This window comes from Clostridium nitrophenolicum, from assembly GCF_055391695.1.
The window spans coordinates 1,914,081-1,940,432 of the sequence record NZ_AP042469.1; the positions used below are offsets into that span (position 1 = coordinate 1,914,081).

27 protein-coding genes are annotated in these 26,352 nt (G+C 31.5%); 23 read left to right on the top strand and 4 right to left on the bottom strand.

The genetic code is table 11. From position 1 onward, the window contains the following. The first annotated feature begins 3 nt into the window (after positions 1-3). The 19 genes from ACZ5N4_RS08895 to ACZ5N4_RS08985 all read left to right on the top strand — a co-directional run bounded on the left by ACZ5N4_RS08895 (position 4) and on the right by ACZ5N4_RS08985 (position 18,548). Positions 4-906 carry a radical SAM protein gene (locus tag ACZ5N4_RS08895; protein ID WP_464209114.1) on the top strand — a complete coding sequence of 301 codons (903 nt, stop codon included), beginning with the start codon at positions 4-6 and terminating at the stop codon, positions 904-906. Between the two features lie 261 nt (positions 907-1,167). Beyond that, complete coding sequence (locus ACZ5N4_RS08900; protein ID WP_464209116.1) at positions 1,168-3,396, top strand: HelD family protein; 2,229 nt, start codon at positions 1,168-1,170, stop codon at positions 3,394-3,396. 244 nt (positions 3,397-3,640) lie between these two features. Beyond that, a complete protein-coding gene (locus ACZ5N4_RS08905) occupies positions 3,641-4,069 on the top strand; it encodes a PAS domain-containing protein (protein WP_464209118.1) in 429 nt (142 codons plus the stop codon). Between the two features lie 124 nt (positions 4,070-4,193). Continuing rightward, on the top strand, positions 4,194-4,820 hold the full coding sequence (locus ACZ5N4_RS08910) for a GNAT family N-acetyltransferase (RefSeq protein WP_464209120.1): 627 nt from the start codon (positions 4,194-4,196) through the stop codon (positions 4,818-4,820). Positions 4,821-4,893: 73 nt separating this feature from the next. Next, positions 4,894-5,247, top strand: coding sequence for an arsenate reductase family protein (locus ACZ5N4_RS08915; protein WP_464209122.1), 354 nt, complete (start codon positions 4,894-4,896; stop codon positions 5,245-5,247). Positions 5,248-5,463: 216 nt separating this feature from the next. Next, positions 5,464-6,705 (top strand): sensor histidine kinase, encoded by a 1,242-nt coding sequence (locus tag ACZ5N4_RS08920; protein ID WP_464209124.1) that lies wholly within the window; start codon positions 5,464-5,466, stop codon positions 6,703-6,705. Positions 6,706-6,719: 14 nt separating this feature from the next. Continuing rightward, entirely contained in the window at positions 6,720-7,469 is a 750-nt protein-coding gene (locus tag ACZ5N4_RS08925) for a response regulator transcription factor (RefSeq protein ID WP_464209126.1), read from the top strand. A gap of 284 nt (positions 7,470-7,753) precedes the next feature. Further along, positions 7,754-9,418, top strand: coding sequence for a propanediol/glycerol family dehydratase large subunit (locus tag ACZ5N4_RS08930; protein WP_464209128.1), 1,665 nt, complete (start codon positions 7,754-7,756; stop codon positions 9,416-9,418). 18 nt (positions 9,419-9,436) lie between these two features. Further along, positions 9,437-10,012 (top strand): propanediol/glycerol family dehydratase medium subunit, encoded by a 576-nt coding sequence (locus ACZ5N4_RS08935; RefSeq protein WP_464209130.1) that lies wholly within the window; start codon positions 9,437-9,439, stop codon positions 10,010-10,012. A 21-nt stretch (positions 10,013-10,033) separates the two neighbouring features. Next, entirely contained in the window at positions 10,034-10,456 is a 423-nt protein-coding gene (locus ACZ5N4_RS08940; RefSeq protein ID WP_464209132.1) for a diol dehydratase small subunit, read from the top strand. A gap of 27 nt (positions 10,457-10,483) precedes the next feature. Beyond that, positions 10,484-12,325, top strand: coding sequence for a diol dehydratase reactivase subunit alpha (locus ACZ5N4_RS08945; protein WP_464209134.1), 1,842 nt, complete (start codon positions 10,484-10,486; stop codon positions 12,323-12,325). Next, positions 12,325-12,675: a glycerol dehydratase reactivase beta/small subunit family protein gene (locus ACZ5N4_RS08950; RefSeq protein ID WP_464209136.1), complete on the top strand. Its 351-nt coding sequence runs from the start codon at positions 12,325-12,327 to the stop codon at positions 12,673-12,675. The genes ACZ5N4_RS08945 and ACZ5N4_RS08950 overlap by 1 nt, the downstream gene beginning before the upstream one ends. 18 nt (positions 12,676-12,693) lie before the next feature. Beyond that, a complete protein-coding gene (locus ACZ5N4_RS08955; protein ID WP_464209138.1) occupies positions 12,694-13,209 on the top strand; it encodes a cob(I)yrinic acid a,c-diamide adenosyltransferase in 516 nt (171 codons plus the stop codon). A 30-nt stretch (positions 13,210-13,239) separates the two neighbouring features. Next, positions 13,240-13,665 carry a GlcG/HbpS family heme-binding protein gene (locus ACZ5N4_RS08960; protein WP_464209140.1) on the top strand — a complete coding sequence of 142 codons (426 nt, stop codon included), beginning with the start codon at positions 13,240-13,242 and terminating at the stop codon, positions 13,663-13,665. Between the two features lie 69 nt (positions 13,666-13,734). Beyond that, the gene (dhaT, locus tag ACZ5N4_RS08965; RefSeq protein ID WP_464209142.1) at positions 13,735-14,892 is read left to right on the top strand and encodes a 1,3-propanediol dehydrogenase; all 1,158 of its coding nucleotides are present in this window, start codon (positions 13,735-13,737) and stop codon (positions 14,890-14,892) included. Between the two features lie 782 nt (positions 14,893-15,674). Further along, positions 15,675-16,460 (top strand): DUF2087 domain-containing protein, encoded by a 786-nt coding sequence (locus ACZ5N4_RS08970; RefSeq protein WP_464209144.1) that lies wholly within the window; start codon positions 15,675-15,677, stop codon positions 16,458-16,460. A 383-nt stretch (positions 16,461-16,843) separates the two neighbouring features. Beyond that, positions 16,844-17,314 carry a methylated-DNA--[protein]-cysteine S-methyltransferase gene (locus ACZ5N4_RS08975; protein WP_464209146.1) on the top strand — a complete coding sequence of 157 codons (471 nt, stop codon included), beginning with the start codon at positions 16,844-16,846 and terminating at the stop codon, positions 17,312-17,314. Then, positions 17,301-17,924, top strand: a complete 624-nt coding sequence (locus ACZ5N4_RS08980; protein ID WP_464209148.1) for a DNA-3-methyladenine glycosylase family protein — start codon at positions 17,301-17,303, stop codon at positions 17,922-17,924. Before ACZ5N4_RS08975 ends, ACZ5N4_RS08980 begins: the two co-directional genes overlap by 14 nt. Positions 17,925-17,996: 72 nt before the next feature. Then, a complete protein-coding gene (locus ACZ5N4_RS08985; RefSeq protein ID WP_464209151.1) occupies positions 17,997-18,548 on the top strand; it encodes a bifunctional transcriptional activator/DNA repair enzyme AdaA in 552 nt (183 codons plus the stop codon). Positions 18,549-18,610: 62 nt separating this feature from the next. On the opposite strand, the gene ACZ5N4_RS08990 is transcribed toward ACZ5N4_RS08985, so the two are convergent. Further along, positions 18,611-18,787: a DUF1540 domain-containing protein gene (locus ACZ5N4_RS08990; RefSeq protein ID WP_464209153.1), complete on the bottom strand. Its 177-nt coding sequence runs from the start codon at positions 18,785-18,787 to the stop codon at positions 18,611-18,613. A 339-nt stretch (positions 18,788-19,126) separates the two neighbouring features. Here ACZ5N4_RS08990 and ACZ5N4_RS08995 point away from each other — a divergent pair, with 339 nt between their 5' ends. From ACZ5N4_RS08995 to ACZ5N4_RS09005, 3 genes are all read left to right on the top strand, one after another. Continuing rightward, positions 19,127-19,345: a hypothetical protein gene (locus tag ACZ5N4_RS08995; protein WP_308037314.1), complete on the top strand. Its 219-nt coding sequence runs from the start codon at positions 19,127-19,129 to the stop codon at positions 19,343-19,345. Between the two features lie 340 nt (positions 19,346-19,685). Beyond that, entirely contained in the window at positions 19,686-19,832 is a 147-nt protein-coding gene (locus ACZ5N4_RS09000; protein WP_464209156.1) for a Spo0E family sporulation regulatory protein-aspartic acid phosphatase, read from the top strand. 521 nt (positions 19,833-20,353) lie between these two features. Further along, entirely contained in the window at positions 20,354-22,006 is a 1,653-nt protein-coding gene (locus ACZ5N4_RS09005; protein WP_464209158.1) for a peptide ABC transporter substrate-binding protein, read from the top strand. 144 nt (positions 22,007-22,150) lie between these two features. Here ACZ5N4_RS09005 and ACZ5N4_RS09010 read toward each other — a convergent pair whose 3' ends face one another. Genes ACZ5N4_RS09010 through ACZ5N4_RS09020 form a run of 3 tightly spaced genes read right to left on the bottom strand, consistent with a single transcriptional unit; the run spans position 22,151 to position 24,645 of the window. After that, positions 22,151-23,233 (bottom strand): dipeptide epimerase, encoded by a 1,083-nt coding sequence (locus tag ACZ5N4_RS09010; RefSeq protein ID WP_464209160.1) that lies wholly within the window; start codon positions 23,231-23,233, stop codon positions 22,151-22,153. Positions 23,234-23,257: 24 nt separating this feature from the next. Continuing rightward, a complete protein-coding gene (locus ACZ5N4_RS09015) occupies positions 23,258-24,061 on the bottom strand; it encodes a serine hydrolase (protein ID WP_464209162.1) in 804 nt (267 codons plus the stop codon). A gap of 14 nt (positions 24,062-24,075) precedes the next feature. Further along, positions 24,076-24,645 (bottom strand): M15 family metallopeptidase, encoded by a 570-nt coding sequence (locus ACZ5N4_RS09020; RefSeq protein WP_464209164.1) that lies wholly within the window; start codon positions 24,643-24,645, stop codon positions 24,076-24,078. 621 nt (positions 24,646-25,266) lie between these two features. On the opposite strand from ACZ5N4_RS09020, the gene ACZ5N4_RS09025 reads away from it, so the two are divergent. Next, on the top strand, positions 25,267-26,334 hold the full coding sequence (locus ACZ5N4_RS09025) for a Fe(3+) ABC transporter substrate-binding protein (protein WP_464209166.1): 1,068 nt from the start codon (positions 25,267-25,269) through the stop codon (positions 26,332-26,334). Positions 26,335-26,352 lie beyond the last annotated feature (18 nt).

The window sequence follows — 26,352 nt, forward strand, 5'->3', positions numbered from 1 at the left end:
GAGATGAAGAAAAAAGATTTCTTATATTTAGCTTATTTCGGTATCAAAAGTATAGTATTTAAAGAAAAGAAGCCAATACTAGGAACTATAATATTGACGGATTACTGTAATTTAAGCTGCAAGCATTGTGCAGTAAATAATATAAATAAGAAAATGCACTCTTATGAAAGTATTATAAAGGAAATGAAAAGATTTTATAGTATAGGTATAAGAATTTTATTTTTCTGTGGTGGAGAAACCTTGCTTTGGCAGGATAAAGGGAAAAATATAAGAGATTTAATCAAAGAGGCAAGAAAAATAGGCTTTTATATAGTGAATGTTGTAACCAATGGCACTGTTACTTTAGATATTCCTGAAGCTGATGTAATATTTTTGAGTCTTGATGGTATGAAAGATACTCATAATTTGATAAGAGGAGATACTTATGACAGTATCATGAAAAATATTGATGATGCAGTAGATTCTAACATATGTATTTATATGGCAGTAAATAAGTTGAATTTTAAAGAGGTGCAGGAAGTTGTTGAATTTGCAGATAAAAATCCTAATATAAATTCTATATCTTTTAACTTTCACACCCCATATAAAGGAACAGAATATCTCACTCTCAGCAGAGAAGAAAAGTTAGAGGTAGTAAGTAAAATCAAAGAACTTATTAAGAAAAAGATGCCTATATTTAATTTGTATAGTGCCCTTGATGTTTATCTGAAAAATTCATGGAATAGGCCCTGTTATCAATGTATAGTATCTGAAGAAGGTAAAATATATAATTGCGGGAGATGTGTAGAGGTAGAAGGACTATGCGCAGAATGTGGATATCTATTTGCAGTGGAGTTTTCGCTTTTATTTAATGGAAATGTCAGAGCTATGATTGACATGATAAGAACTTATTTAAAATATGTATAGAGAAAAATTTTATTAAAAAAGACCTTCAAATTTGTTTGAAGGTCTTTTATGTACATTTTTGAGTTCTTGTATAACGGCATATAATGTTATTTTAAAAACATTACATGTGATATTTACAATAAAAGGTTTTTAATGTATAATTGAAATTTAGACACAATTATCACTATTATATCATATTAATTTTAAATCACACAATTATTGTAGCATAAAGATAATAATTGTGTCAAGAGCTTTTTTAAAAAAATATGGGAGCGTGATAGAATGAATGATTTTAATCAAAACCAGCAGGATGAATTAATGTATCTTAAGAAAACACTGAATGTGATTGAAAATGAACTTCAAAAGGAAAAATCAGAGTTAGACAATAAACTAGGTAGTGTTATAGCATCTAGAAAAGAAATGTGGGAAGAAAGTGTTCACTTTTCAGAAGATTTTGATAGAATACCGGAAATGAATCATTATCTTGCAGAGGTTAACAGAGAAACTAGAGATTACACTTCTACACAAAAGCGTATAGAAAAACTTAATAAAATGTTGAAATCCCCTTACTTTGGAAGATTTGATTTTATAGAAGAGGGGTATGATGATTTAGAAAAGATTTATATTGGATTATATAATCTTATGGAATCAGATACAAATGAAATTTATGTATATGATTGGCGGGCTCCTATCTCAAGTATATTTTATCGCTGCGAACTTGGAAAAGGCACTTATAAATCACCTGTTGGATTAATTTCTGGAGACGTACTACTAAAAAGACAATATAAAATTCAAAATTCAGATTTAAAATATTTTTTTGACAGCAGTATCGTTATAAATGATGAGATACTGCAAGAAGTGTTAAGTCGCAATTCCTCTGATAAGATGAAAAGTATAGTAGAAACCATTCAAAAGGAACAGGATATTATTATTAGAGATACTGAAAATGAGCTGTTAATAGTACAGGGTGTAGCAGGAAGCGGAAAAACATCTATAGCACTGCATAGAATTGCATTTTTGCTTTATGAAGGATTAGACTCTAAAATAAGTGCTAATAATGCTATTATTATTTCGCCAAATCTTATTTTTAGTAAATATATATCTAATGTTCTTCCGGAGCTTGGAGAAGAAAATGTGGAACAGATAACTTTTGATGATATTATTATAAAGTCTTTAGGAAAAAGATTTTTAGTAGAGAGTAGGCAAAATCAGCTGGAAAACTTAATTTTGTTGCAGCAACAGGAAGGTTATTATGTAAAAGTTGAGAGTATTAAGTTTAAGGGATCAGAAGTCTTTGTGAAAATTATAGATAGATTAATTGAGTATTTTGAGAAAAACTTAATTGACTTCAAAGATATATACTATGATGGAGAAATAATTGAAACAAAGCAGCAGATAAAGAATTTTTTCTTAAACAATAGAATAAATATGGTAATAACTAAAAGGTTAAAGAGAATTGAAAACATGATATTAAATAAGATTCATCCATTACGAAAGAAAAGGTTGAATAAAATAGAAAAAGTTGTTGAAAAGTGTAATAATCATGTGCTTGAAATAAAGTCTTTTGCTCGATTAATGGCTATTAAAGAGGCTAAAGTGTTTATGGAAAATCTATGCAGTTTTACAGAAGTAGATTATATGAAATTATATAAATTGCTGTTTGATAAAAAGGAGCTTTTATTAAAGCTTTCTGAAGGGCTTCAGCTCCCAGAAAACATAAGTGAAATAATAGAGCAAACCCAAAAGAACCTTCAACAAGAATATATTCAATATGAAGATTGCTTACCACTTTTGTATATTAAATTAAAGCTGGAAGGTAGTGATGAGTTTCCAGAAATCAAACAGGTAGTCATAGATGAGGCTCAGGATTATTATCCTATACAGTATCAAATATTTAAGCTTTTATTTAAAAATTCAAGATATACGGTATCAGGTGATTTTAATCAAAGCCTTGAAAAGAAAGGAGATAAGAATATATATGACATTATTGAAGAAATATTTGATAAGAAAAAATCAGTAAAAGTTTTTATGAATAAGAGTTATAGATCTTCTTTTGAGATAAATTCCTTTACTCAAAAACTTTTAAATGATAAGCATCAGCTTGTGTCTTTTGAAAGGCATGAAGATGAACCTATGGTCATATATAAAGAGAATAAAGATAAACTCGATGAAGCAATAGCTTTAGACATTAATAAATATTATAGTAAAGGATATGAGTCAGTTGCCATTATATGTAAAACTGAAAAGGAAGCAAGTGAAATTCAACAAAGATTAAAAAGTTTTATTGATGTGAAGGTATTAAGTGATAAGAACAGTGAACTTAAAGAATGCCCATTAGTTATGCCAGCTTATCTCGCAAAAGGATTAGAGTTTGACGTAGTAATTGTGTATGATGTTTCAGCTGAAAACTATAAAAGTGAATTTGATAAAAGGCTTTTATATGTGGCTTGTACAAGAGCCCTTCACCAATTATCAATATATTACACCAATGAAAGAAGTAAGCTTATCTAAGTACAACAAAAGGCTGCTTACTGATTTAATTAGAGTTACTATAACAGCCTTTAAGATATAGTGAGTATTAAATTCTAGTAAAATTTTAAAAGAATTAAAAAAAATCATGTATTTTAGAGGAAATATAGTGTCCATATAGAATATATTGTATTAAATGGATGATATATTATTTAAATCCATCAAGTAGAACTTACAAAATGCATTAATTTAAGAATATTAAAGATATATATTAAGAGGTGTTTTTATGTTTTATAGGGGAATTATTAACCCTAAAGAGGAGAATGTGGGTAATAGCAAAGAATTTAATTTATTATTTAATGCATTAGATGAGTATGTTTTGGTTGTAGACGAAGAGGGTACTATTTTAAATGCAAATAAGTCTGCTTTATTAAGGTTGGGGTATACTTCTGAAGAGATTTACGGAATGAGTCTATCTCATCTATGTTTATCCAAATGTATAGATGAGATAAGAGAAATCATAAAGAATATATTAGAAGGAAGGATATCGAAATGTAAAATACAGCTTTGCACAAAATTAAGAGTACAAATATCTATAGAGGCATGCGTTTTTATAGGAAAATGGAATGAAAAAATTGCAATATACACTATATGTAAGGAGGTTTCTGAAGCATCAGAGATAAATACTCCATTAAAAATTGTAAACTATAGTTGAATTCAAATTAGCATAATATATGGCAAAGGTCAGCAGAGGCTGACCTTTATTGTACTTATAATTTTACTAAGGAAAGTGTTATAATTAATAATATTCAAACTTTTATTTTGGTGGTGATATAAAAATGGTAACGAAACAAAATGAGGTCCTCAGATTATCACAAGAGTATGATATTAATCAAGCAGTTGAGGTTCTTACTAGAGCATTTAAAAATGATTCTCTCTATAAATATCTTATACCGGACGAAGAAAAGAGAAATAAAATTTTGCCTTATTTTTTTAAATTTAGAATTCGATATGGAATGTTGTATGGAGAAACATATGCAACTTCTCCTAGAATGGAAGGATTAGCAATTTGGATTCCCTATAAAAATATTAATATGTCACCGCTGAAAGTACTAAAATGCGGAGGAGTATCTTTATTTTTTAAAGCAGGAAAAGATGTTATGGATAGACTTTCAAATCTAGAAGAATATGCTTCAAAGATTCATAAAAGACATGGAGATTTTCCTCATTGGCATTTGTCACCAATTGCTGTTGATCCCATTTTTCAAGGGAAAGGATTTGCCAGAACTCTTTTAAACGATATGTTAGAAAGAATGGATAAAGAAAAGCTCCCTTGTTTCTTAGAAACTCAAAGTGAAAATAACGTGTCCATATATAAAAGATATGGATTTAAAGTAGTAGAGGAAGGTAAAATTCCAAATACTAATATAACACACTGGGCTATGATGAGAGATTCTATTGAATAGCTTATATTAAAAATATCAAATCTATGCTAGAATATGATGAAAAACTAATGTTACTTTAAGGAGAATTGGACAGATGAACATTCAAATATTTGGTGTAAAAAAATGTTTTGATACTCAGAAAGCTGAACGATATTTCAAAGAAAGAAAAATTAAGTATCAGCTTGTAGATTTAAATCAAAAAGGATTGAGCAAAGGTGAATTAGAAAGTGTAAAGGCAGCAGTAGGATTAAATAATCTAATTAATACTAAAGCAAAAGAATATAAAACACTAAATCTTGAGCATATAAGAACTAGCAGTGTAAAGGAAGAACTGCTTTTAAATAATCCTAAACTGTATAAAACTCCAATAGTGCGTAATGGAAAGCAATCCACTGTTGGATATCATCCAGATGTATGGAAAGAGTGGGAAAGTCAAGAGTTAAAATAAAATATAGGGGCAAGGGGAAAGTTAACTTTCTAGGTCTTTAACCTATATAGATGCTAAGAGAATTGCAGGTTTATTCTGCAATTTTTTTATTGGAGATACACTTATTGTGATATAGCTCCAATTATTAGAATGTTAAAACTTTGTTGAAAAAAGTTGAATTTGTAAATATAATAAAAATGAAAACATTTTAATAAGAATATTTAAGGGGATGATGGTTTGCGGGATAAGATATTGCACCTAAAAGATGTAATTGACATAGATATTTTCCAAAAGATACAGGATGATATTGCGAAGGCGACAGAAATGGCTGTTATTACGGTAGATTATAAAGGTAGACCAGCTTCCAAGCATAGCGAATGCAGTGAATTTTGTAAGATAATAAGATCAGACTCTGAGTACTCTCAGTTGTGTGAAAAGTGTGATTCAAGGGGTGGTTTAGAAGCAGCTAGACTCGAAAAACCATATGTTTATATATGTCATGCTGGGCTAATAGATTTTGCTACTCCCATTATTGTAAATGGTCAATATCTAGGGGCAGTTATGGCAGGGCAAGTCCTTATAAAAGAAGAAGAAAAGAATGAACTAGAAGTTATACTGGATAATAAATTCTATAAAATAGATCTGGAAAATGGGGATAAAAGTATATCTAAATCTTATAGTAAACTTCCCGTAGTTTCTTTAGATAAAATAAAAGCTGTAGCGCAAATGATGTTTCATATAAGCAACTATATAGTAGAAGAAGCAGTATTAAAGATGGCGCGGGAGGAACTGAATGAAAAAAATATAAAGTTTATTCAAGCGAAAAAGGTTCAAGCAGAATTAGAAAGAGAGTTCAAGGCTTCTGAATTAAAGGCATTACAATCTCAAATTAATCCTCATTTTTTATTTAATGTTTTAAACAGCATATCCTCGCTGGCATTGGTTGAAAAAGCACCTAAAACACAAGAAGTAATATACAATTTGTCTAATCTGCTCAGGTATACCTTAAGAAAAGTTAATAAAATTGTTACTCTAGAGGAAGCAATAAATTATATAGATTCATATTTAAAGCTTCAGAAAGTGAGATACGCAGATAGACTTCAATACGAGATAAATATAAGTGAAGAAACTAAAACAATAAATATTCCCTTTATGATACTTCAGCCCTTTGTAGAAAATGCCATAGTTCATGGATTAGAAAAAAAAGAAGAAGGCGGCTTTATAAAAATATACGAAGAAAATTTAGGAAGCCATGTAGCATTATGTATTGAGGATAATGGTACAGGCATAACTAAGGATAAACTAGACACTATTTTAGATGATCTAAAAAGTAAAGAAACTAGCAGTTCCGATAGAATAGGGATAAACAATGTTAATAGGAGAATGTATCATCATTATGGAGAAGAATACGATATAGATATAATTAGTCATATAAGAAAAGGCACTATTGTAAAAATTACTATACCAAAAGAGCATTAATGAGGAGAATAAGTATGATAAAAGTTATGATAGCAGACGACGAACCACTAGAGATAGAAGCATTAAAAGTCATACTACAGGATTTAAAAGAGGACGTTAAGGTAATTGGAGAAGCAGTAAATGGCAGAGAAGCTATTGAATTAAATAAAAAATTAGAACCAGATATAATAATTATGGATATTAGAATGCCTGGAATAGACGGGTTAAAAGCATCTGAGGTTATTAAAAATGAAAATAAAGATAAAATAATAATAGCACTTACTGCTTATGATGACTTTGAGCTAGTAAGAAAAGCTCTAAAGCTAGGAATAAACGATTATGTATTAAAACCTGTAAGACCTGAAGAGTTGATAAAAATTATAAGTGGATTTGTTAATTTTAAAATTAACGATGAATATAATGAAATTCAAGAAAAACATGATGAAAAACCAAAGTTGAAGAAGATAAATAATATTTTGAAACCGGCTCTAGAGTATATAGAGAATAATTATAATGAAGATATAAGCCTTGAAAAGATGGCTTTTGTATGCAATGTAAGTTCTTCTTATTTTAGCAAGCTTTTTAAAAAAGAGATAGGAGTGAATTTCTCGGCATATATAAATAATTATAGAGTAGATAAAGCTAAAAATTTGCTGAAGGATACGGATATGCCTGTATTAAATATAGCACTAGACTTGGGGTTCGAAGACTGTGGATATTTTATTAAGGTATTTAAAAAAATAGAAGGAGTTACCCCAAATATATATAGACAGAAAGTACAATAGTATTAAATAGATGTAAAAAGTGTTCATAGGCAATATAAAAATAGATATATAGTAAAAAATAGCACTGGAATTTTTAAACCAGTGCTATTTTTTTATATAAACCTAATATAAGGACAAAAAAACACAATGAAACTTTGTTTAAATTTGAACAATATTTTTCGATAACAGAACAAGATTGTGTAATGGATTTCAAATAAAATTATATTACAATTTAAACATCGATAAAAAAGTAACAAAGCAAAAGAAAATTTAAAGGATAAAGATATTAAAAGGGAGGAATATAAGTGAAATCAAAAAGATTCCAGGTTTTAGCTAAGCGTCCAGTAAACCAAGATGGTCTTATCGGTGAATGGCCAGAAGAGGGTTTAATAGCAATGGGAAGTCCAAATGATCCTAAATCTTCTATAAAGATTGAGAATGGCATAGTAGTAGAACTTGACGGAAAAAAAAGAGCAGACTTTGATATGATAGATAGATTCATAGCTGACTATGCAATAAATTTAAATAATGCTGAGAAGGCTATGAGCTTAGATTCACTAAAAATTTCAAAAATGCTTGTAGATATAAATGTTAGCAGAGATGAGATTGTAAACATAACAACAGCTATAACTCCAGCAAAGATAGTTGAAGTTGTATCACATATGAACGTAGTTGAAATGATGATGGCCCTTCAAAAAATGAGAGCTAGAAAAACTCCATCAAATCAATGTCACGTTACAAATTTAAAAGATAATCCAGTACAAATTGCTGCAGATGCTGCAGAAGCTGGTATTAGAGGTTTCTCAGAACAGGAAACTACAGTAGGTATAGTAAGATATGCACCATTTAATGCATTAGCAATACTTATAGGTTCTCAAGTTGGACGCGGAGGGGTGTTAACTCAATGCTCAGTAGAAGAAGCCACAGAGCTTGATCTTGGTATGAGAGGACTTACAAGTTATGCAGAAACAGTTTCAGTATACGGAACTGAATCAGTATTTACAGATGGAGATGATACTCCATGGTCAAAAGCATTCTTAGCATCAGCATATGCTTCAAGGGGACTTAAGATGAGATATACATCAGGGACAGGTTCAGAAGCCTTAATGGGATACTCAGAAGGAAAGTCAATGCTTTACTTAGAGGCAAGATGTATATATATAACAAAAGGTGCTGGAGTTCAAGGACTTCAAAATGGAGCAGTTAGCTGTATAGGTATGACTGGTGCAGTTCCATCAGGAATAAGAGCAGTACTTGCTGAGAACTTAATAACTACTATGCTTGATATAGAAGTTGCTTCAGCAAACGATCAAACTTTCTCACATTCAGACATAAGAAGAACTGCAAGAACACTTATGCAGATGCTTCCAGGAACAGACTTTATATTCTCAGGATACAGTGCAGTTCCAAACTATGATAACATGTTTGCTGGTTCAAACTTTGATGCAGAAGACTTTGATGATTACAATGTTCTTCAAAGAGATTTAATGGTAGATGGTGGATTAAGACCGGTTTCTGAAGAAGAAACTATAGCTATAAGAAATAAAGCTGCAAAAGCAATACAAGCCGTATTTATGGAATTAGGTTTTCCAGCTATAACAGATGAAGAAGTGGAAGCAGCAACTTATGCTCACGGTAGCAAAGATATGCCAGAAAGAAATGTAGTTGAAGATTTAAAGGCTGCAGAAGAAATGCTTAAGAAGAGAGTTACTGGTTTAGATATAGTGAAAGCATTAAGCAAAAATGGATTTGATGATGTAGCAAACAACGTATTGAATATGCTTAAGCAAAGAGTAACAGGAGACTACTTACAAACATCAGCCATATTAAATAAGAATTTCGATGTTATAAGTGCGGTTAATGACATAAACGATTATATGGGACCTGGAACAGGTTATAGAATAAGTGAAGAGAGATGGGAAGAAATTAAGAACATTCAAAATGTAATAAAACCAGAAGATATTCAATAAGTGATAGAGGTGAAAATTATGGAGAATGTAGCAAATGAATATGTTATACCAGAGCTTCAGCTTACAGAAATAGGTGAAGCAAAAGTTGGAACAAAATCAGACGAGGTTGTTATAGGTTTAGCACCAGCTTTTCATAAGTTCCAAAACAAGACTATAGTTAATATTCCTCACAGCGATGTGTTAAGAGAAATTATAGCAGGAATAGAAGAAGAAGGCTTAAGTGCTCGTATAGTTAGAATAATTAGAACATCTGACGTTTCATTTATAGCCAATGATGCAGCTAAATTAAGTGGATCAGGAATAGGTATTGGAATTCAGTCAAAAGGAACAACTGTTATACATCAAAAAGACTTGCTTCCATTAAATAATTTAGAGTTATTTCCACAAGCACCACTTATAACACTTGAAACTTTCAGATTAATAGGGAAAAATGCAGCAAAATATGCTAAGGGAGAATCGCCAACACCAGTTCCAACTAAGAATGATCAGATGGCAAGACCTAAGTTTATGGCAAAAGCAGCATTACTTCATATAAAAGAAACTAAGCATGTACAGGTAGGTGCAAAACCTATAGAGGTAGAAGTTAAATTTTAATTTGGAAGGGAGAAAAACTTAATGGAACAAAGAAAAATGAATCCGCAAGATTATCCTTTAGCTACTAAAAGACCTGAATTTATTAAAACTCCAACAGGAAAGAAATTAGAAGATGTAACTTTAGAAAAGGTACTAAGCGGAGAAATTAAACCAGAAGATGTTAGAATATCACCAGAAACATTGGAAATGCAAGCTCAGATAGCAGAAGGAATGAATAGAGATGCTATGGCTAGAAACTTTAGAAGAGCTTCAGAGCTTATAGCAGTTCCAGATGATAGAATATTAGAAATATATAACTCTTTAAGACCATATCGCTCTACAAAAGAAGAACTTTTATCTATAGCAGAAGAGCTTGAAAGCAAATATAATGCAAAAGTCAATGCAGATTTTCTAAGAGAAGCAGCAGAGATTTATGAAAAAAGAGAAAAGTTAAGACAAGAGTAAGCAAGCTTTAAGTAAGGAGGAAAAAATATGAGAATTATTGCAGGTGTTGATATAGGAAACGCTACAACAGAAGTTGCTTTGGCTAGGGTAGATAAGGGTAAGGTAGATTTTCTTTCTAGCGGAATAGTTCCAACAACAGGAATAAAGGGTACAGAAGAAAATATACAAGGAGTTTTTTCCTCCTTAAAGCAGGCTTTAAAAAAAGTATCTATGGAGGTTACAAACCTTGACTTGGTAAGAATAAATGAAGCTGCACCGGTTATAGGTGATGTAGCTATGGAGACTATAACTGAAACTATAATAACAGAGTCAACTATGATAGGACATAATCCTTCTACACCAGGGGGAATAGGTCTTGGAATAGGAAAAACTATATATATAGAAGATTTAGATTCATTAAATATAGAAGATTTAACTGAAGAGGATCAATTTATAGTTTTAATATTAAGCAGAGTAAGTTTCTTGGAGGCAGCAGCAAGGATAAATGCTGCAGTAAAAAGAGGAATAAATATAGCTGCAGCTGTAGTTCAAAGAGATGACGGGGTTTTAATAAATAACAGATTAGAAAAGAAGATACCTATTGTTGACGAAGTAATGCTTTTAGAAAAAGTTCCATTAGGGATGAAAGCAGCAGTAGAAGTAGCTGAGCAAGGTGGAGTAGTAGAAAACCTATCCAACCCATACGGTATTGCTACAGTATTCGGATTAACCTCAGAAGAAACAAAGCTAATAGTGCCTATATCCAGAGCACTTATAGGAAATAGATCTGCGGTGGTTATAAAAACACCTAAAGGAGATGTACAGGAAAAAAGAATCCCAGCAGGCAAAATCCACATAGACGGATTAAAGCGTAAAGAAGTGGTGGACGTGGAAGAAGGCGCTGAAAAGATAATGGAAGCGGTTAAACTCTGCGTTCCAGTACATGACATAAAAGGTGAAGCTGGTACTAATGCAGGTGGAATGCTTGAAAGAGTAAGACAGGTAATGGCCAAGCTTACTAATCAAAAGATAGATGATATTAAGATTCAAGATCTTTTAGCAGTAGATACTTTTATTCCTCAGAAAGTAAAGGGAGGCTTGGCAGAAGAGTTTTCCATGGAAAACGCAGTGGGCATAGCTGCTATGGTTAAGGCTGACAAGCTTCAGATGCAGAGGATTGCAGACAAACTTCAAGAGAAATTAAAGGTTTCTGTAGAAGTTGGTGGAGTGGAAGCGGATATGGCCATAAGAGGAGCTCTGACTACTCCAGGAAGCAGCACACCTCTTGCAATACTCGATATGGGTGCTGGTTCTACTGATGCATCAATAATAAACAGGCAAGGACAAATATGCTCTATACATCTAGCGGGTGCTGGAAATATGGTAACAATGCTGATTAAATCAGAATTAGGATTAGAAGATTTTAATTTAGCAGAAGATATTAAAAAATACCCTCTAGCGAAAGTGGAAAGTTTATTTCATATAAGACATGAAGACGGTACTGTAGAATTCTTCGAAGATCCACTGGAGCCTTCTGTATTTGCAAAGGTAGTTATATTAAAAGAAGGGATGCTAGTTCCAATAGATGGACATAGTTCTTTAGAAAGAATAAAAAACGTAAGAAGATATGCAAAAAAGAAAGTGTTTGTTACCAATTGTCTAAGGGCATTAAGTATAGTATCTCCAACGGGAAACATTAGGGATATAGAATTTGTAGTTTTGGTAGGTGGATCTTCACTAGACTTTGAAATACCTCAACTGGTTACAGATGCACTATCTCAGTATGGGGTAGTAGCTGGAAGAGGTAATATAAGGGGCGTGGAGGGACCAAGAAATGCCGTAGCTACAGGACTTATATTGGCCTTTAATGGAAATGAGGAAGGTAACTAATGAAACATTATAAATATGATAAACCAAGCATATATATTTATTACTCCTCTGAAATAAAGGATTTATCAATCTTTAATGATGTGTTATTCGGTATAGAAGAAGAAGGTATACTTTATGAAGTTAAAAAGCAAAAAGAGTCGAACTCCTTTGAGTTAAGTTATAAGGCTGCACAAGACTCAAGATTAGCTGTAGGTATAGGAATTCATTCAAGTGGTAAAATAACACTGACTTTTAATAAGCTAAAAAGAGAAAAACCTTTATTTGTTACCAATTTAGCTTCTGGAGAAAATGTCCTAAGAAATTTAGGAGCTAATGCAGGAAGATTGGTTAAGGGGATAGCTTTTAAGTAAATTTTAGGGAGTGATAATATGAGTAGTATTTACACTAGAACAGGAGATAAGGGAACTACAGCTTTAGTTGGAGGCAACAGAGTAGAAAAGGACAGTTTAAAAGTAGAAGCCTATGGAACAATAGATGAAGTAATTTCTAACATGGGTGCGGCTTGTTCATTTATACAAGAGGAAGAACTTAAAGCTGAAATAACAGAGATTCAGAAGAAGTTATTTGTATTAGGTGCAGAGCTTGCCAGTGATGAAAATGGCATGAAATATCTAAAGGGACTAATTAACCAGAGTGATATAGATGCTTTAGAGAAAGTTATAGATAAGTATATGGAGAAGGTGGGGCCTTTTAAGGGTTTTGTAACACCAGGAAAGAATACTCAATCAGCTATGCTGCATGTAGCTAGAACTGTGGCAAGAAGAGCTGAGAGAGTAATAATAACTTTGAGTAGAGAAGATAAGGTTAGAGAAGAGATTAGAAAATATGTAAATCGACTTTCGGATACCTTATACGCTATGGCTAGATATGAAGAAGAAAAATAATAAAGCTATTTATGAAGGGGGATAACAATTATGAAAAAATTAAATGAGATAAAACAATTAAGCTTAGAGGTAGTAAAGGAAATGGCTGCAGCAGCTGAGGTAAAGGCTGCTGCCATGAATGTACCAGTAGTATTTGCTGCAGTAGATGCAGGTGCGAACTTAATGCTTATGCATAGAATGGAAAATGCTTTTATAACAAGTGTAGATATAGCTGTAAATAAAGCGTTTACTTCAGCAGCATTAAAAAAAGGAAGTCATGAAATAGCATCAGATGTTCAACCAGGAGAAAGTCTTTATGGATTACAGTTAACAAACAACTGTAGAATAGTACCTTTTGGTGGCGGTTTCCCAATAATAGTAGATGGACAAGTAGTTGGAGCAGTTGGAGTAAGTGGTGGAACTGTTGAGGAAGACATGGCTATAGCACAGGCAGCTGTGGAAGTATTTAATAAGTAGTGTAGGGTCAAAACTTATAAGTTAACTTACACCCGGACAAATATAAAAAACTTTAGGAGGAAATTTAAGATGAGAATGTATGATTATTTAGTACCAAGTGTAAATTTTATGGGAGCAGGTTGTATAAGCCTAGTTGGAGAAAGATGTAAGATATTAGGAGGCAAAAAAGCTCTAATAGTTACTGATAAATTCTTAAGAAATATGGAAGGTGGAGCTGTTGAGTTAACTGCTAAATACTTAACTGAAGCAGGAATCGAAGTTTCATATTATGATGGAGTAGAACCAAATCCAAAGGACACAAATGTAAGAGAAGGTTTAGAAATATTTAAGAGTGAAGATTGTGATATGATAGTTACAGTTGGAGGAGGAAGTGCTCACGACTGTGGTAAAGGTATTGGTATAGCTGCAACTCACGAAGGAGATCTTTATGACTATGCAGGAATCGAAACTTTAACAAATGCTCTTCCTCCAATAGTTGCAGTAAACACTACAGCTGGAACAGCAAGTGAAGTTACAAGACACTGTGTTATAACTAATACAGAAACAAAGGTTAAATTTGTTATAGTAAGCTGGAGAAACTTACCGCTAGTATCCTTCAATGATCCAATGCTAATGGTTAAAAAACCAGCTGGTTTAACAGCAGCTACAGGAATGGATGCTTTAACTCACGCTGTTGAAGCATATGTATCAAAAGATGCTAACCCAGTAACAGATGCCGCTGCAATACAAGCTATAAAATTAATAGCTCAGAATTTAAGGCAAGCTGTTGCTCTAGGAGAAAACTTAGTAGCTAGAGAAAACATGGCATACGCTTCATTATTGGCAGGTATGGCATTTAACAATGCTAACTTAGGATATGTACATGCTATGGCTCACCAATTAGGTGGATTATATGATATGCCACACGGAGTAGCTAATGCTATGCTTCTTCCACATGTTGAAAAGTACAACTTAATTTCAAATCCACAAAAGTTTGCTGATATAGCTGAATTCATGGGAGAAAACATAGATGGATTATCCGTTATGGAAGCTGCTGAAAAAGCTATAGACGCTATGTTCAAACTTTCATCAGATATAGGAATTCCAGCAAGCTTAAAAGAAATGGGAGTTAAAGAAGAAGATTTTGAATACATGGCTGAAATGGCATTAAAGGATGGAAATGCATTTAGCAACCCAAGAAAAGGAAATGAACAAGACATAATTTCAATATTCAAAGCTGCATTTTAATATATAAGGGTAAAAGACCGAAAGTTAACTTATACCCCGGGCTATGTTTCCAAACTTCAGTCCGTTAAAAACTTTTAGTCAGTCTAAAGCTTGTGTTTTAGACGACCTAAGAACTTAGATAAACTCGCTATGCTCAAACACTATCTAAGATTCTAAGGTTGTCTTAAAACCCTTCACCAAGACTGACACAAAATTTTTAAATCTACCTTCAGCTTTGAAAACATATCCCTTTATATAAGTTAACTTTCTGGTTATTTTCTCTATAGTTTTAAAAATATTTATAAATATAAAAATTAGAAAAGTCATTCTTAATAGTAAATAAAAAACTACAGGGATGACTTTTTTAATTGGTTAGGTTTTATCTCTATACTTGAACTAAGACAAGCTTTTTTTATATTTAACATAATCCATATCAGTAGCCAGTATATGCCCAGATATCCATTCCATGAAAAACTCTAACACTTCCATTAAATACCCATCTTGATTGTGGTCTATTCTTTCTATGTCAGCATTTTTTATTTTTTAATAAAATCATCATGCTGCACTTTGTGGCTAAAAAATTTTTTGTAACCTATATTCAGCAGATATTTTTCTTCCGTAGAAAAGTGATACTCGCAATAATCCAATAATTTATTTAAAATTGCAACCACTTTATCATATTTGTCCAGTATTAAGTCGTTCTTTAATTGAAAAAAGTTTATTCAGTTATATTTATTAATACAATTGACAATAATAAATGATAATGTTATTATGTCTATGAAATTAATAGACCGGAGGGAAAAATGGAGGAATTAATCCGTAATGCAAGTATAGAAGATTTTAAAAGAGGGTATGTTTGGAATTGCAAGAACGCACAATTTATTTGTCTGATATGTGGTCAAAATATTGGTGACAACGATACTGATGCAAATGCTCATATTATAAAACATGGTAGTCCAATTGAAAGACTTCTTTTATTAGACAAGAAGTACACTGGATTGACTGAAATTCAAAAAGAATTTTTGACAATGATATCAAACAAATACACTGACAAGGAGATTGCCAGTAAGCTTGCTTGCGCAGAATCAACAGTAAGAAATATGAGATTTGCATTAAGAGAACGGGCAAGACAGGCAAGAGCTTTTTTAGCAGTTATGGAGTTAGTAGAGGAAGAAAAACCAACAGCAGTACAGCCTCCTAAGCTTCGGGTTTTTCCTGCTAGAGAAGGAAAAAGAAAAGCCTTATTACCGAGGTTTGCAGCTCTGTTTGAACCAAACAGAGAATATACAGAAATAGAAATGGGAATAATTAAAATACATAATAAGGTAACAGGATATTCCTTTGTAGGTATATGTAAGAATTTATATAAGCCATTTGAGGGAATAAAGTTTAGATTAGGCACAGGAACCTGTAAGCCAAAAAAAATGCAAGAGGATTGGAACACTTATGCGGAAGATTCCTTTACTTTTGAAGTTGTGGAAAAGCTTAAGCCGAAAGAAGGCGCTACAGAGAAAGAAAAGGTTGATGAATTAAACGAACTAATGAAAATGTGGATTGATAGTCAAGGAGAAAATTTAAAGTTGTATTAAAAGATATAACAGAGAATCAAACATGAAAAGAACAGAATTAAATTAGAGTCTTATCTTCTAATATATTAGCAGATAAGGCTCTAATATATATTTATGCAAAAAACTTAATATTAAAAGTCGAGAATGGGGAAAGGGTCAGTTAAATAATCAAATAACTATCCTTAGTTTCTATGAAAAAAGTTTTTTGCTCAAGGGCTATATAATTTACTTCTATATATTTATTCGAAATTTCCCTAACAGAGGAAAAAATACATAGTCACATGAACTCTTATGAGTTTAGAATGAGCATGCATTATAATTGCAAAGTGATATTTCGAAAGACAGAGGTAAAGGAATATAGTAAAATACAATATATATAGATATAAGAATATAGGAGGAAAAATATGAGTAATGCATTTTACTATGAGACGAAAATTGGGAAAATAGGAATTGTTGAGAATGGAACAGCGATTACTCATCTTTATTTTGGAGAAATTATTTCTGAAGATATAAATATAATCGAAACACCTTTGTTGAAGAAAGCAAATCAAGAGCTTCAAGAATATCTTGATGGGAAAAGAAAAATATTTAATTTACCACTTGCGCCAGAAGGTACAGAATTCATGCAAAAGGTTTGGAAGGCATTACAAGAAATCCCTTATGGTGAAACCTACAGCTATAAGGATATAGCTAAAAGTATTGGTAATATAAAAGCTTCTCGTGCGGTAGGTATGGCGAATAATAGAAATCCAATCCTTATATTTATTCCCTGTCATCGTGTAATTGGTGCTAATGGTAATTTGGTTGGTTATGCTGGTGGATTGAATGTAAAAGAAAAACTTTTAGAAATGGAAAAACAAAATGCAAACAGTTAAAACTAAATTTTTTCAGTATGGTACAACAGAAATTACCTATTTAAAGCAAGTAGATGAAATATTGGGAGAAGCTATAGAGAGGCTCGGTAAAGTGGAACGTGTCATTATACCCGACCTATTTTCGGCACTGATTTATGCAATCATAGGGCAGCAAATATCTGTAAAAGCTGTTAATACTATTTGGAGTAGGATACAAGAACGTTTTGGTGAAATTACAGCACAAAATATTTCAAGGATTTCTATACATGAAATACAACAATGTGGAATAACAATTCGAAAAGCAGGATACATCAAAAGCATTGCGGATATGGTAATACAAGGTGATTTGAATTTGAATGAGCTTTATAATTTATCAGATGAAGAAGTTATTAAAAAGTTGTCCTCATTACATGGAATTGGTGTATGGACAGCAGAAATGCTTCTGCTTAACTCAATGGAGCGTCCTGATGTTGTAAGCTGGGGTGACATTGCAATTAGGCGAGGTATGATGAAGTTATATGGTCTTTCTGAACTTACTAAAGAGCAATTTAATCAATACAGAAATCGATATTCCCCTTATGGTTCTGTGGCTTCTATTTATCTTTGGAAACTATCTTTTGAAAAATTATAACACAAAATTATGAGGAAAAAATGGAAAAGAGAATAAGAGAACAAATTTTTTAAAAAGTAAAGGAGGGGCTGTATGGCATTAGCAGAAGAAGAAAAATGGAATGCAGTAGTACAATGTAACAGCAATTATGATAGCGTTTTTTTCTATGGTGTAAAAACCACAGGAATTGTTTGCAAGCCATCTTGCAAATCTAAAGAACCAAAAAGAAATAATGTTATGTTCTTTGATAATATAGAAGAGGCCTATGCCTATGGACTACGTCCTTGCAAAAGATGCAGACCAGATTTAATAAAGTTTAATCCTATGAAGGATTTGATTAAAAAAGCAAAAGATATCTTTGATAAATACTATGCCAATCGTGAAGAATTAGAGCTGGAGATAAAAAAATTAGGGATTAGTCAAAATTACCTGATACAATTATTTCGTAAAAAATATGGACTTACTCCAGTAAAATATTTAAATCAGCTTAGAATAGAAAAATCCTTAGATTTATTATCTAACACAAGTATCAATATTATCGATATTGCATTATGTTCTGGCTTTGAAAGCCTTTCGACCTTTTATGATTTTTTTAAAAAGCAAATTGGAATGACGCCAAAAGAATATAGAAAAGATAAAGTTTGAAGCATCCTTAATTTAAAGCCCGATAGACTAAATTAATTAGCTCTAGCGGGCTTTGTCGTTAATTATCCTTGTGATTCTGGAAGGAATGTTGCACAGTCTGTTTCTTGAGTATCATGTGCATTTCTAGGTTGAACTTCTATTTGTTCTGCGCTGCAATGATCACCAGACATGTAGTAGTGGCAAGTATTAACGACACATTTAATTCCTTGATTAGGACGATCCATTTTTTGTGGTAGCATATATATTACCTCCTACATAAAAATATTAATTACATAAAATATTGTCTGCAAGATTAAAGCTTTCATACATGTATATTAAAATAGTCTTTGTTAAATATATATACTTATTATATATATATGAAATTTTAAAAAGCATAGAAAGGACTTTAGCAGGGTTTGATAAAAATATTCACCTGGAATAATCTATAAATATAAATTATAATAAAATAAAGATGTATAACTAAATATAATAGTTAAATATCCATAAGGTATACAAATTTCTTAACTAAGAATAATGGAGGAATAGAAATGAAGAAAATAGTTGTTTTTGGAAGTAAGTATTGACCAGATTGTCAACCTGTGAAAGAGTTTCTTTCTGAGAATGATATTAAGTTTGCATTTGTTGATATTACTGAAAGTATGTTTAATTTGAAGATGTACCTTAAGTACAGAGATAACAGACCTGAATTCGAGGAAGTTAAGAAGAGCGGAAAAGTCGGAATACCATTTATATCGATTAATAACGGAGAAAAGTTGATTTTTGATGAACAACCTGACTTAAATGAACTTAGGGATTAAAATAAAGGAAGCATATGTAAGGAGAAGTTACATATGCTCTTTGCTATGCATTTTTATTTCTTTCTGCTTTATCAAACCACTCAGTGTTAACTGGAAATACTGTCACTATATCAGCAAAAAGAATATTGTTTTTTAACTTTGATTATAATAAGAAATTTATAAGTTTAGGTAATTGAATGTATTTCCATGAAAAAATATGTTTATTAAAAGTTTATATAGCTATTATTATGAAATATTATTCTAAATAATTAAAAAAAGACGCTTTAGCCTGTTGAATTATTTAGAATTTTATAATATAATTTCTAATGTTGTGCAAATTTGTAAATGTGGGGATGAAGTAATGGAAGAAAAAATTGAAATACTTAGAGAAGAATTAAACAAATTAACTGAAGAAGCAAATTGTTTGTACTCTGATAAGGTAGTTAAGCTAAGTCAACAATTGGACAAGCTTATTTATAAATATTACGAAAAGGCTATGCCAGCATAAAGCTGATTTATTTTAAGGATTTCACTATAGTGTTTGAATTAAATATATAATATTACATAATATAAGTTAATTAGTGTGTGTTTCTTTATTTTCACACATTATTTTTTATGATAAGAGCTTTTATAATATATACTTGAATATTGAATATTTCAATTTTGAATTAGCCATATAGTTAAAAACTTATTTTTAACTATATGGCTAATTTAATTTATTATTATCACGTATAAAAACTTTTATTTAAACAATATTGTTTCTACAATCTTGAGGATTAGATTATCTATGAATACAGCTCTGTTTTTACAGTCATATAGTATTAGAGAAATTGGCACCTTTCGGTTGATCCTATTTGGAATAAATGACACATTAAAAGATAAATCTTTCATATTTCTGAAAAATCTATTTTTATATATTGAAAAACGTTTATTTTTTAGTTACAATTTAATAAGAATAAAATTACTTTATAGGATAATTTATCAAGAAGATATTTTGAATTTTGTTCTTTTATAAAAAGGAGGGGGAAATTGGTGAAGAGTAAATTTGTTAAGATTGGTACTGTTCTTATTTCTGTTATGATAACTATGACAGCTTTAGCAGGTTGTGCGGGGAAAGATAATGTTGATTCAAAAAAAGATCAAATTATACGATATAATCTTGGTGCAGAACCAAAAACTTTAGATCCAGGATTAACCAATACTACTGAGGGGATAACAGTAGCTGCAAACTCCTTTGAAGGATTATTGAGACTAGATGAAAAGGAAAATCCTGTGCCTGGAGTTGCAGAAAAGTGGGAAGTTTCACCAGATGGATTAAAATACACTTTTAGTTTAAGAAAAGATGCTAAATGGTCTGATGGAAAACCTGTTAAAGCAGAAGATTTTAAATATGCTTGGCAAAGAGCTTTAGATCCTAACATTGCTTCTGAATATGCCTATCAACTTTTCTATATAAAAAATGGTGAGGCTTTCAATAAAGGAAAAGTCAAGGCAGAAGATTTAGGAATAAAGGTTATAGATGATAATAAATTAGAAGTTACGCTCGAATATCCAACTAGCTATTTTCTATCACTTACAGCTTTTCCAACCTATTCACCGGTAAGAAAAGATATTGTTGAAAAAGATCCAAAAGCATGGTCAAATAAAGCAGATACTTTTGTATGCAATGGACCTTTTAAAATGAAGGAATGGAAGCTAAAGGATTCGATAAACTTTGTTAAGAATGATAATTACTGGAATGCAAAGTCTATAAAACTAGATTCCTTACAGTTTAAATTACTTGAACAAGCCTCAAGTGCTCTTTCAGCTTTTAGAGCTGGACAAATAGATTTTATGGAGGCACCACCGCTTCAAGAAACTCCAAATCTTTTAAAAGAGGGTGTTGCTAAAGTTTATCCATACCTTGGAACTTGTTATGTTTCATTAAATGTATCTCCTAAAGCAAAAGAAGTAAGTGCTGATGCTGCTAAGGCTTTAAGTAATCCAAAAGTAAGAAAGGCTTTAGCGCTAGCTATTGATAGAACGCAAATAGTACAGAATGTAACAAAAGGTGGACAAAAGCCTGCTACTGCTTTTGTAAGTACTGGAATTAATGAAGATAAATCTGGTAAAGACTTTAGAAATAAAGACTACTATAAGCCAGAAGCAGATGTGGTGGAAGCAAAAAAACTCTTAGCTGAAGCTGGATATCCTGATGGAAAAGGGTTCCCAAAATTAAGCTACTTATATAATACTGCAGAGGATAATAAGAATATAGCTGAAGCTCTTCAAGACATGTGGAGAAAAAATCTAGGAATAACTGTTGATTTAATAAACCAAGAAAAGAAAGTATTTATGAATACAAGAAAAAATAAAGAATATTTAACTGCAAGAGGCAGTTGGATTGCTGACTATAGTGATCCTATGACTTTCCTTGATATATGGGTAACAAATGGAGGAAACAACAATACTGGTTACAGCAATCCTGAATATGATAAAAAAGTAGGTGCTGCTAAATTAGAAAAAGATACTGCAAAGAGAATGCAGCTGCTTCATGAAGCAGAAGATATACTTATGAATGATATGCCTGTAATACCAATTTACTTTTATGTAAGTGTTGGATGCTCTAAGGATTATGTAAAAGGTGTTCACAAATCACCATTAGGAATGACTTTATTTGATACTGCTTATATTCAAAAATAAAGACAATATTAAGTTATGAAATAAGTTTACCTTAAAGTTTTAAAGCAATGAAATCAAATAAAAATACACGCTGACGTAGAAGTTTCAGCGTGTATTTTATGTTGACTGATTAAACTATTGAGTATTTTTTCTCCTAAACAAATTTCAGATTAATCCTTCTATACCTCTAATCCCAAGTCCTGGTTCATCAATTAGTTTAATCTTGTAATCCTTGAAAATTGCTCCACCATCTACAGGGTCTTCACTACATAATACAGGTCCGTCTAAATCTATTTTAGCTATAATGCTCTTAGCTGCTGCTAAATGAACTGCTGCGGTAACACTAACTTTTGCTTCAAGCATACAGCCTATCATACACTCCATTCCATACACTTCTGCCATAGAGCATATCTTTAGAGCATTATGCAGCCCAGCAGTTTTCATAAGCTTGATATTAATGAGATCCGCAGCTCTCAGCTGCATTATTTTTACCGCATCTGCTGGTGAAAACACACTTTCATCTGCCATAACGGGAATAGATACGTTGTCTGTTACAAATTTTAATCCATCAATATCGTGAGCTTCTACAGGCTGTTCTACAAGTTCTATATTGAGTCCTGCATCTTCCATTTTTCTTAGAGTATAAACTGCTTCTTTTGGTTTCCAGCCTTGATTAGCATCTATTCTAAGATCTACGTCATAGCCTACAGCTTTTCTTATGGCTTTCATTCTTTTGATGTCCATGTCAGAATCTACACCAACTTTTATTTTCAAGGTTTTATAACCATGCTTTATGGCGTCTATACTATCTAAAGCCATTTGTTCAGGATCGTTAACACTTATGGTTATGTCTGTTATAATTTCTTTTCTATAACCACCTAAAAGTTTATATAAAGGAGCTTTGTATAATTGTCCATATAAATCATATAGTGCTATGTCCACTGCAGCTTTAGCACTAGTATTTTTTACTACACACTTATCAAGTTTAATCATTATCTCTTCAAAATTTTCAATATCCATACCAATAATTGATTTTTTTATATGATCTTCAATAGCTGCTATTATAGCACCTTTAGTATCTCCAGTTATAACTCCTGTTGGAGGTGCCTCACCATAGCCTATATTACCGGTATCAGTAATTATTTTAACTATTACATCCTCTACACTATGTACAGTTCTAAGTGCAGTTTTAAAAGGTCTAACTAATGGAACAGATATGTGCCCAATCTGTATATCTTTTATTTTCATATTTTTTAATCCCCCTTATAACCACTATTTATTAAAAAAGTTATCAATATCACTTTTCATTAAAAAATATTCATAAACAGCCTTGGAAATCTTAGCTATAAGCCCACGAGCATAACTGTCACTTTCAGCTTCATATGTAAGCATGACAAAAATATAATCCCCAATTTTATCATTATATACAATACCGGTATCATGCTTTACACAGCTTATATCACCTGTTTTATGAGCTATTTCAAGCTCATCTGGCAAGTACATTCTCATCATGGCATTGTCTAATTGAAGTTTTAATATTTGAAGCATAATATTGTCATACTCCTTATTTACAAGTTCACCATGATAAAGCTTATCGAAAAGCAAAGCAACATCCTCTGCACAAGTGTAATTTTCTTTTCCTTTTTTAGCAGATTCAAAATCCATCATTTTTCTTTCAAGTGCCGTGTTCTTATATCCTTGTTCTTTTATGAAGTTGTTTATATTTTCTATTCCCAGCTTATCTATGAGTAAATTTGTAGCTGTGTTGTCGCTTTGAATTGTCATTAAGGTTAGCAAGTCTTTAATGCTATAAGATTGTATAGATTGGAGTACAGATACTATGCTGAAAGGAACCTTTTCTTCGTCATTTACGATGATCTTTTCCTCTAAGTCTAACTCTTTCTTTGCTACCAAGTGAAAGGCCATTTCAAGTATAAATAATTTTATTATAGAAGCCGAAGATACCTTTGCGCTAGAGTTTGCATTATAAATTTCACCAGTCTTATAGTTTTTTATTATTAAACTATATTTAGAGTTAACTTCTTTTAAAAGATTGTTTAATTGACTATTTAGCATTACAATCACACCTCTTATATAAATTTATCTAACTGTACATCTAGAATGTCGTATTTTTTCCATTCTGCATCTATATAATGCCACCATTCAGAATCTATATAGTCGAAACCAAATTTGCACATACTTTCTGTTAAATAGTTTAAATTTTTTCTTGCTTCTTCCTCCATATTAGGGTTATCTCTTCTTGCCTTTATAGAGAAATCATCAAAGGAGGAAGGCATTATAACTTCTTTTCCTTGATTTGTGATTAATGTTACATCCACTGCAGCTCCATAACTATGTTTGGAACCGGTCTTTGTAGGATTAGCTACAAATCTACTGTCTGGAAGTATGTCCCAAAATAACTGCTGTACATAAACAGGTCTATAGGCATCCCATACTTTTATCCTATAACCATCCTTTTTTAGTTCGTCATTTACTCTAATTAACTTTTCTGCGGTTTGCCTTCTAAGTACACATATATCTATAGGATATATTTTTTCACCAGTGAAATTGTTTTCACTAGCGTATCTAAGTTCTATAGAAATAGTGCTATCTAAATCGCTCAAGCAAACCAGTCCATCTATCTCTTTTATTTTCCCCATATTTTCACATCTCCAGAAATCTCTATTTAGTGTTGTACTGATTTTTATTCTATCATTTTATAGAAGACAAGGTACTAGAGTAGAACCGTTAGATAAATAGCATTTTTACCAATTATTATAATACTACAGGTAGACTAATACAAGAGGATATAGACTAAGTTTTCACGTTGAAAACCTATAATTGGAATTAAGCAAAAATTTGCTTATTATATACATTTTTATTAAAATACCTATATAGTTTGGAACGTAATATCAATGGTGCTGTTAGAGTATGAAAAGTTAAGTAGTAAAATGCAGAGAATTATAGATGCTATAACAAGATAGTTTAAGATTATAGCATTAAATACAAAGTGGACAGGAACTTATTATAATATCAATAATAAGTTCCTGTCCATTTTGTATTTCAATATGAAATATAAGGTTTTCCTAAAAACTCATTGACAAGCTTATATTAAGCAGTTATTATAAAAGGGGAATAGAAATGATAATGAGTATCAATTGCAATTGAAAAGTACTGAAGAGATTAAGAAAATTTAAAAGATATAGCTAGTATATAACAAGGTTTTTGAATAATTACAGAAATAAAAAGTATTTGTACATATAAAAGAGAGGAGCTTATAAATGAAAAAAACAAAGTTATCAATTATGTCTTTATGCTTAGCATCAGTATTAGCATTAGGAGGTTGTGCAAGCAGTAAACAAGAATCTAGCAATAAAGAAACAGCTAGTAGTAAAAGCAAAGTTGTAAATATTTATACAGATAGACACTATGACACAGATCAAAAACTATATGAAGAATTTACTAAGGAAACAGGTATAAAAGTAAATGTTGTTAAAGCAGAATCAGATGAATTGATTGAAAAATTAGCTAGAGAGGGAAAAGATACAGAAGCTGATGTGTTAGTTACAGCAGATGCAGGAAGATTATATAGAGCAAAAGATCAACAATTATTACAGCCTATACAAGATGATACAATATTTAAGAATATACCTGAAAACTTAAGAGATAAGGATAATCAATGGTTTGGATTAACTATAAGAGGTAGAGTTATAGTATATTCTAAAGATAGAGTAAATCCAGCGCAATTATCAACATATGAAGACTTAACTTCCCCTAATTGGAAAGGTAAAGTTTTAGTTAGATCGTCTTCAGCAGTTTACAATCAATCACTAATGGCTTCCTTCATAGCTATAAATGGTGAAGAAGAAGCTAAAAAGTGGGCAGAAGGTATAGTAGCTAATATGGCTAGAGAACCAAAAGGAAATGATAGAGATCAAGCTAAAGCTATAGTTGCAGGTGAAGGTGAAGTTGCAATTATGAATACATACTACATAGGAAAAATGCTTAATTCTTCTGACCCGGAAGAAGTTAAAGTAGCACAAAAGGTTGGAGTATTCTTCCCAAATCAAAATACTACAGGAACTCATGTAAACGTAAGTGGAGCTGGGGTTACGAAGAACTCCAAAAATAAAGATAATGCAGTAAAGTTTATAGGATTCTTATCTGGTGAAAAAGCTCAAAAAGAATTTGCAGAAGCTAACTACGAATATCCAGCAAATCCAGCAGTACAACCTTCAGAATTGCTAAAATCTTGGGGACAGTTTAAAACACAAAATATTAATCTCTCTAAGTTAGGTGAATACAATAAAAAAGCAGTAGAACTAATGAATCAAGTTGGTTGGAAATAACTTAAAAAAGCAGTCTTT

Excerpts from the sequence above, each read along its gene's own strand:
- ACZ5N4_RS08895 (WP_464209114.1), top strand. The coding sequence starts at position 4 with ATGAAGAAAAAAGATTTCTTATATTTAGCTTATTTCGGTATCAAAAGT.
- ACZ5N4_RS08900 (WP_464209116.1), top strand. The coding sequence starts at position 1,168 with ATGAATGATTTTAATCAAAACCAGCAGGATGAATTAATGTATCTTAAG.
- ACZ5N4_RS08905 (WP_464209118.1), top strand. The coding sequence starts at position 3,641 with ATGTTTTATAGGGGAATTATTAACCCTAAAGAGGAGAATGTGGGTAAT.
- ACZ5N4_RS08910 (WP_464209120.1), top strand. The coding sequence starts at position 4,194 with ATGGTAACGAAACAAAATGAGGTCCTCAGATTATCACAAGAGTATGAT.
- ACZ5N4_RS08915 (WP_464209122.1), top strand. The coding sequence starts at position 4,894 with ATGAACATTCAAATATTTGGTGTAAAAAAATGTTTTGATACTCAGAAA.
- ACZ5N4_RS08925 (WP_464209126.1), top strand. The coding sequence starts at position 6,720 with ATGATAAAAGTTATGATAGCAGACGACGAACCACTAGAGATAGAAGCA.
- ACZ5N4_RS08935 (WP_464209130.1), top strand. The coding sequence starts at position 9,437 with ATGGAGAATGTAGCAAATGAATATGTTATACCAGAGCTTCAGCTTACA.
- ACZ5N4_RS08940 (WP_464209132.1), top strand. The coding sequence starts at position 10,034 with ATGGAACAAAGAAAAATGAATCCGCAAGATTATCCTTTAGCTACTAAA.
- ACZ5N4_RS08945 (WP_464209134.1), top strand. The coding sequence starts at position 10,484 with ATGAGAATTATTGCAGGTGTTGATATAGGAAACGCTACAACAGAAGTT.
- ACZ5N4_RS08950 (WP_464209136.1), top strand. The coding sequence starts at position 12,325 with ATGAAACATTATAAATATGATAAACCAAGCATATATATTTATTACTCC.
- ACZ5N4_RS08955 (WP_464209138.1), top strand. The coding sequence starts at position 12,694 with ATGAGTAGTATTTACACTAGAACAGGAGATAAGGGAACTACAGCTTTA.
- ACZ5N4_RS08960 (WP_464209140.1), top strand. The coding sequence starts at position 13,240 with ATGAAAAAATTAAATGAGATAAAACAATTAAGCTTAGAGGTAGTAAAG.
- dhaT (WP_464209142.1), top strand. The coding sequence starts at position 13,735 with ATGAGAATGTATGATTATTTAGTACCAAGTGTAAATTTTATGGGAGCA.
- ACZ5N4_RS08970 (WP_464209144.1), top strand. The coding sequence starts at position 15,675 with ATGGAGGAATTAATCCGTAATGCAAGTATAGAAGATTTTAAAAGAGGG.
- ACZ5N4_RS08975 (WP_464209146.1), top strand. The coding sequence starts at position 16,844 with ATGAGTAATGCATTTTACTATGAGACGAAAATTGGGAAAATAGGAATT.
- ACZ5N4_RS08980 (WP_464209148.1), top strand. The coding sequence starts at position 17,301 with ATGCAAACAGTTAAAACTAAATTTTTTCAGTATGGTACAACAGAAATT.
- ACZ5N4_RS08985 (WP_464209151.1), top strand. The coding sequence starts at position 17,997 with ATGGCATTAGCAGAAGAAGAAAAATGGAATGCAGTAGTACAATGTAAC.
- ACZ5N4_RS08990 (WP_464209153.1), bottom strand. The coding sequence starts at position 18,787 with ATGCTACCACAAAAAATGGATCGTCCTAATCAAGGAATTAAATGTGTC.
- ACZ5N4_RS09000 (WP_464209156.1), top strand. The coding sequence starts at position 19,686 with ATGGAAGAAAAAATTGAAATACTTAGAGAAGAATTAAACAAATTAACT.
- ACZ5N4_RS09010 (WP_464209160.1), bottom strand. The coding sequence starts at position 23,233 with ATGAAAATAAAAGATATACAGATTGGGCACATATCTGTTCCATTAGTT.
- ACZ5N4_RS09015 (WP_464209162.1), bottom strand. The coding sequence starts at position 24,061 with ATGCTAAATAGTCAATTAAACAATCTTTTAAAAGAAGTTAACTCTAAA.
- ACZ5N4_RS09020 (WP_464209164.1), bottom strand. The coding sequence starts at position 24,645 with ATGGGGAAAATAAAAGAGATAGATGGACTGGTTTGCTTGAGCGATTTA.
- ACZ5N4_RS09025 (WP_464209166.1), top strand. The coding sequence starts at position 25,267 with ATGAAAAAAACAAAGTTATCAATTATGTCTTTATGCTTAGCATCAGTA.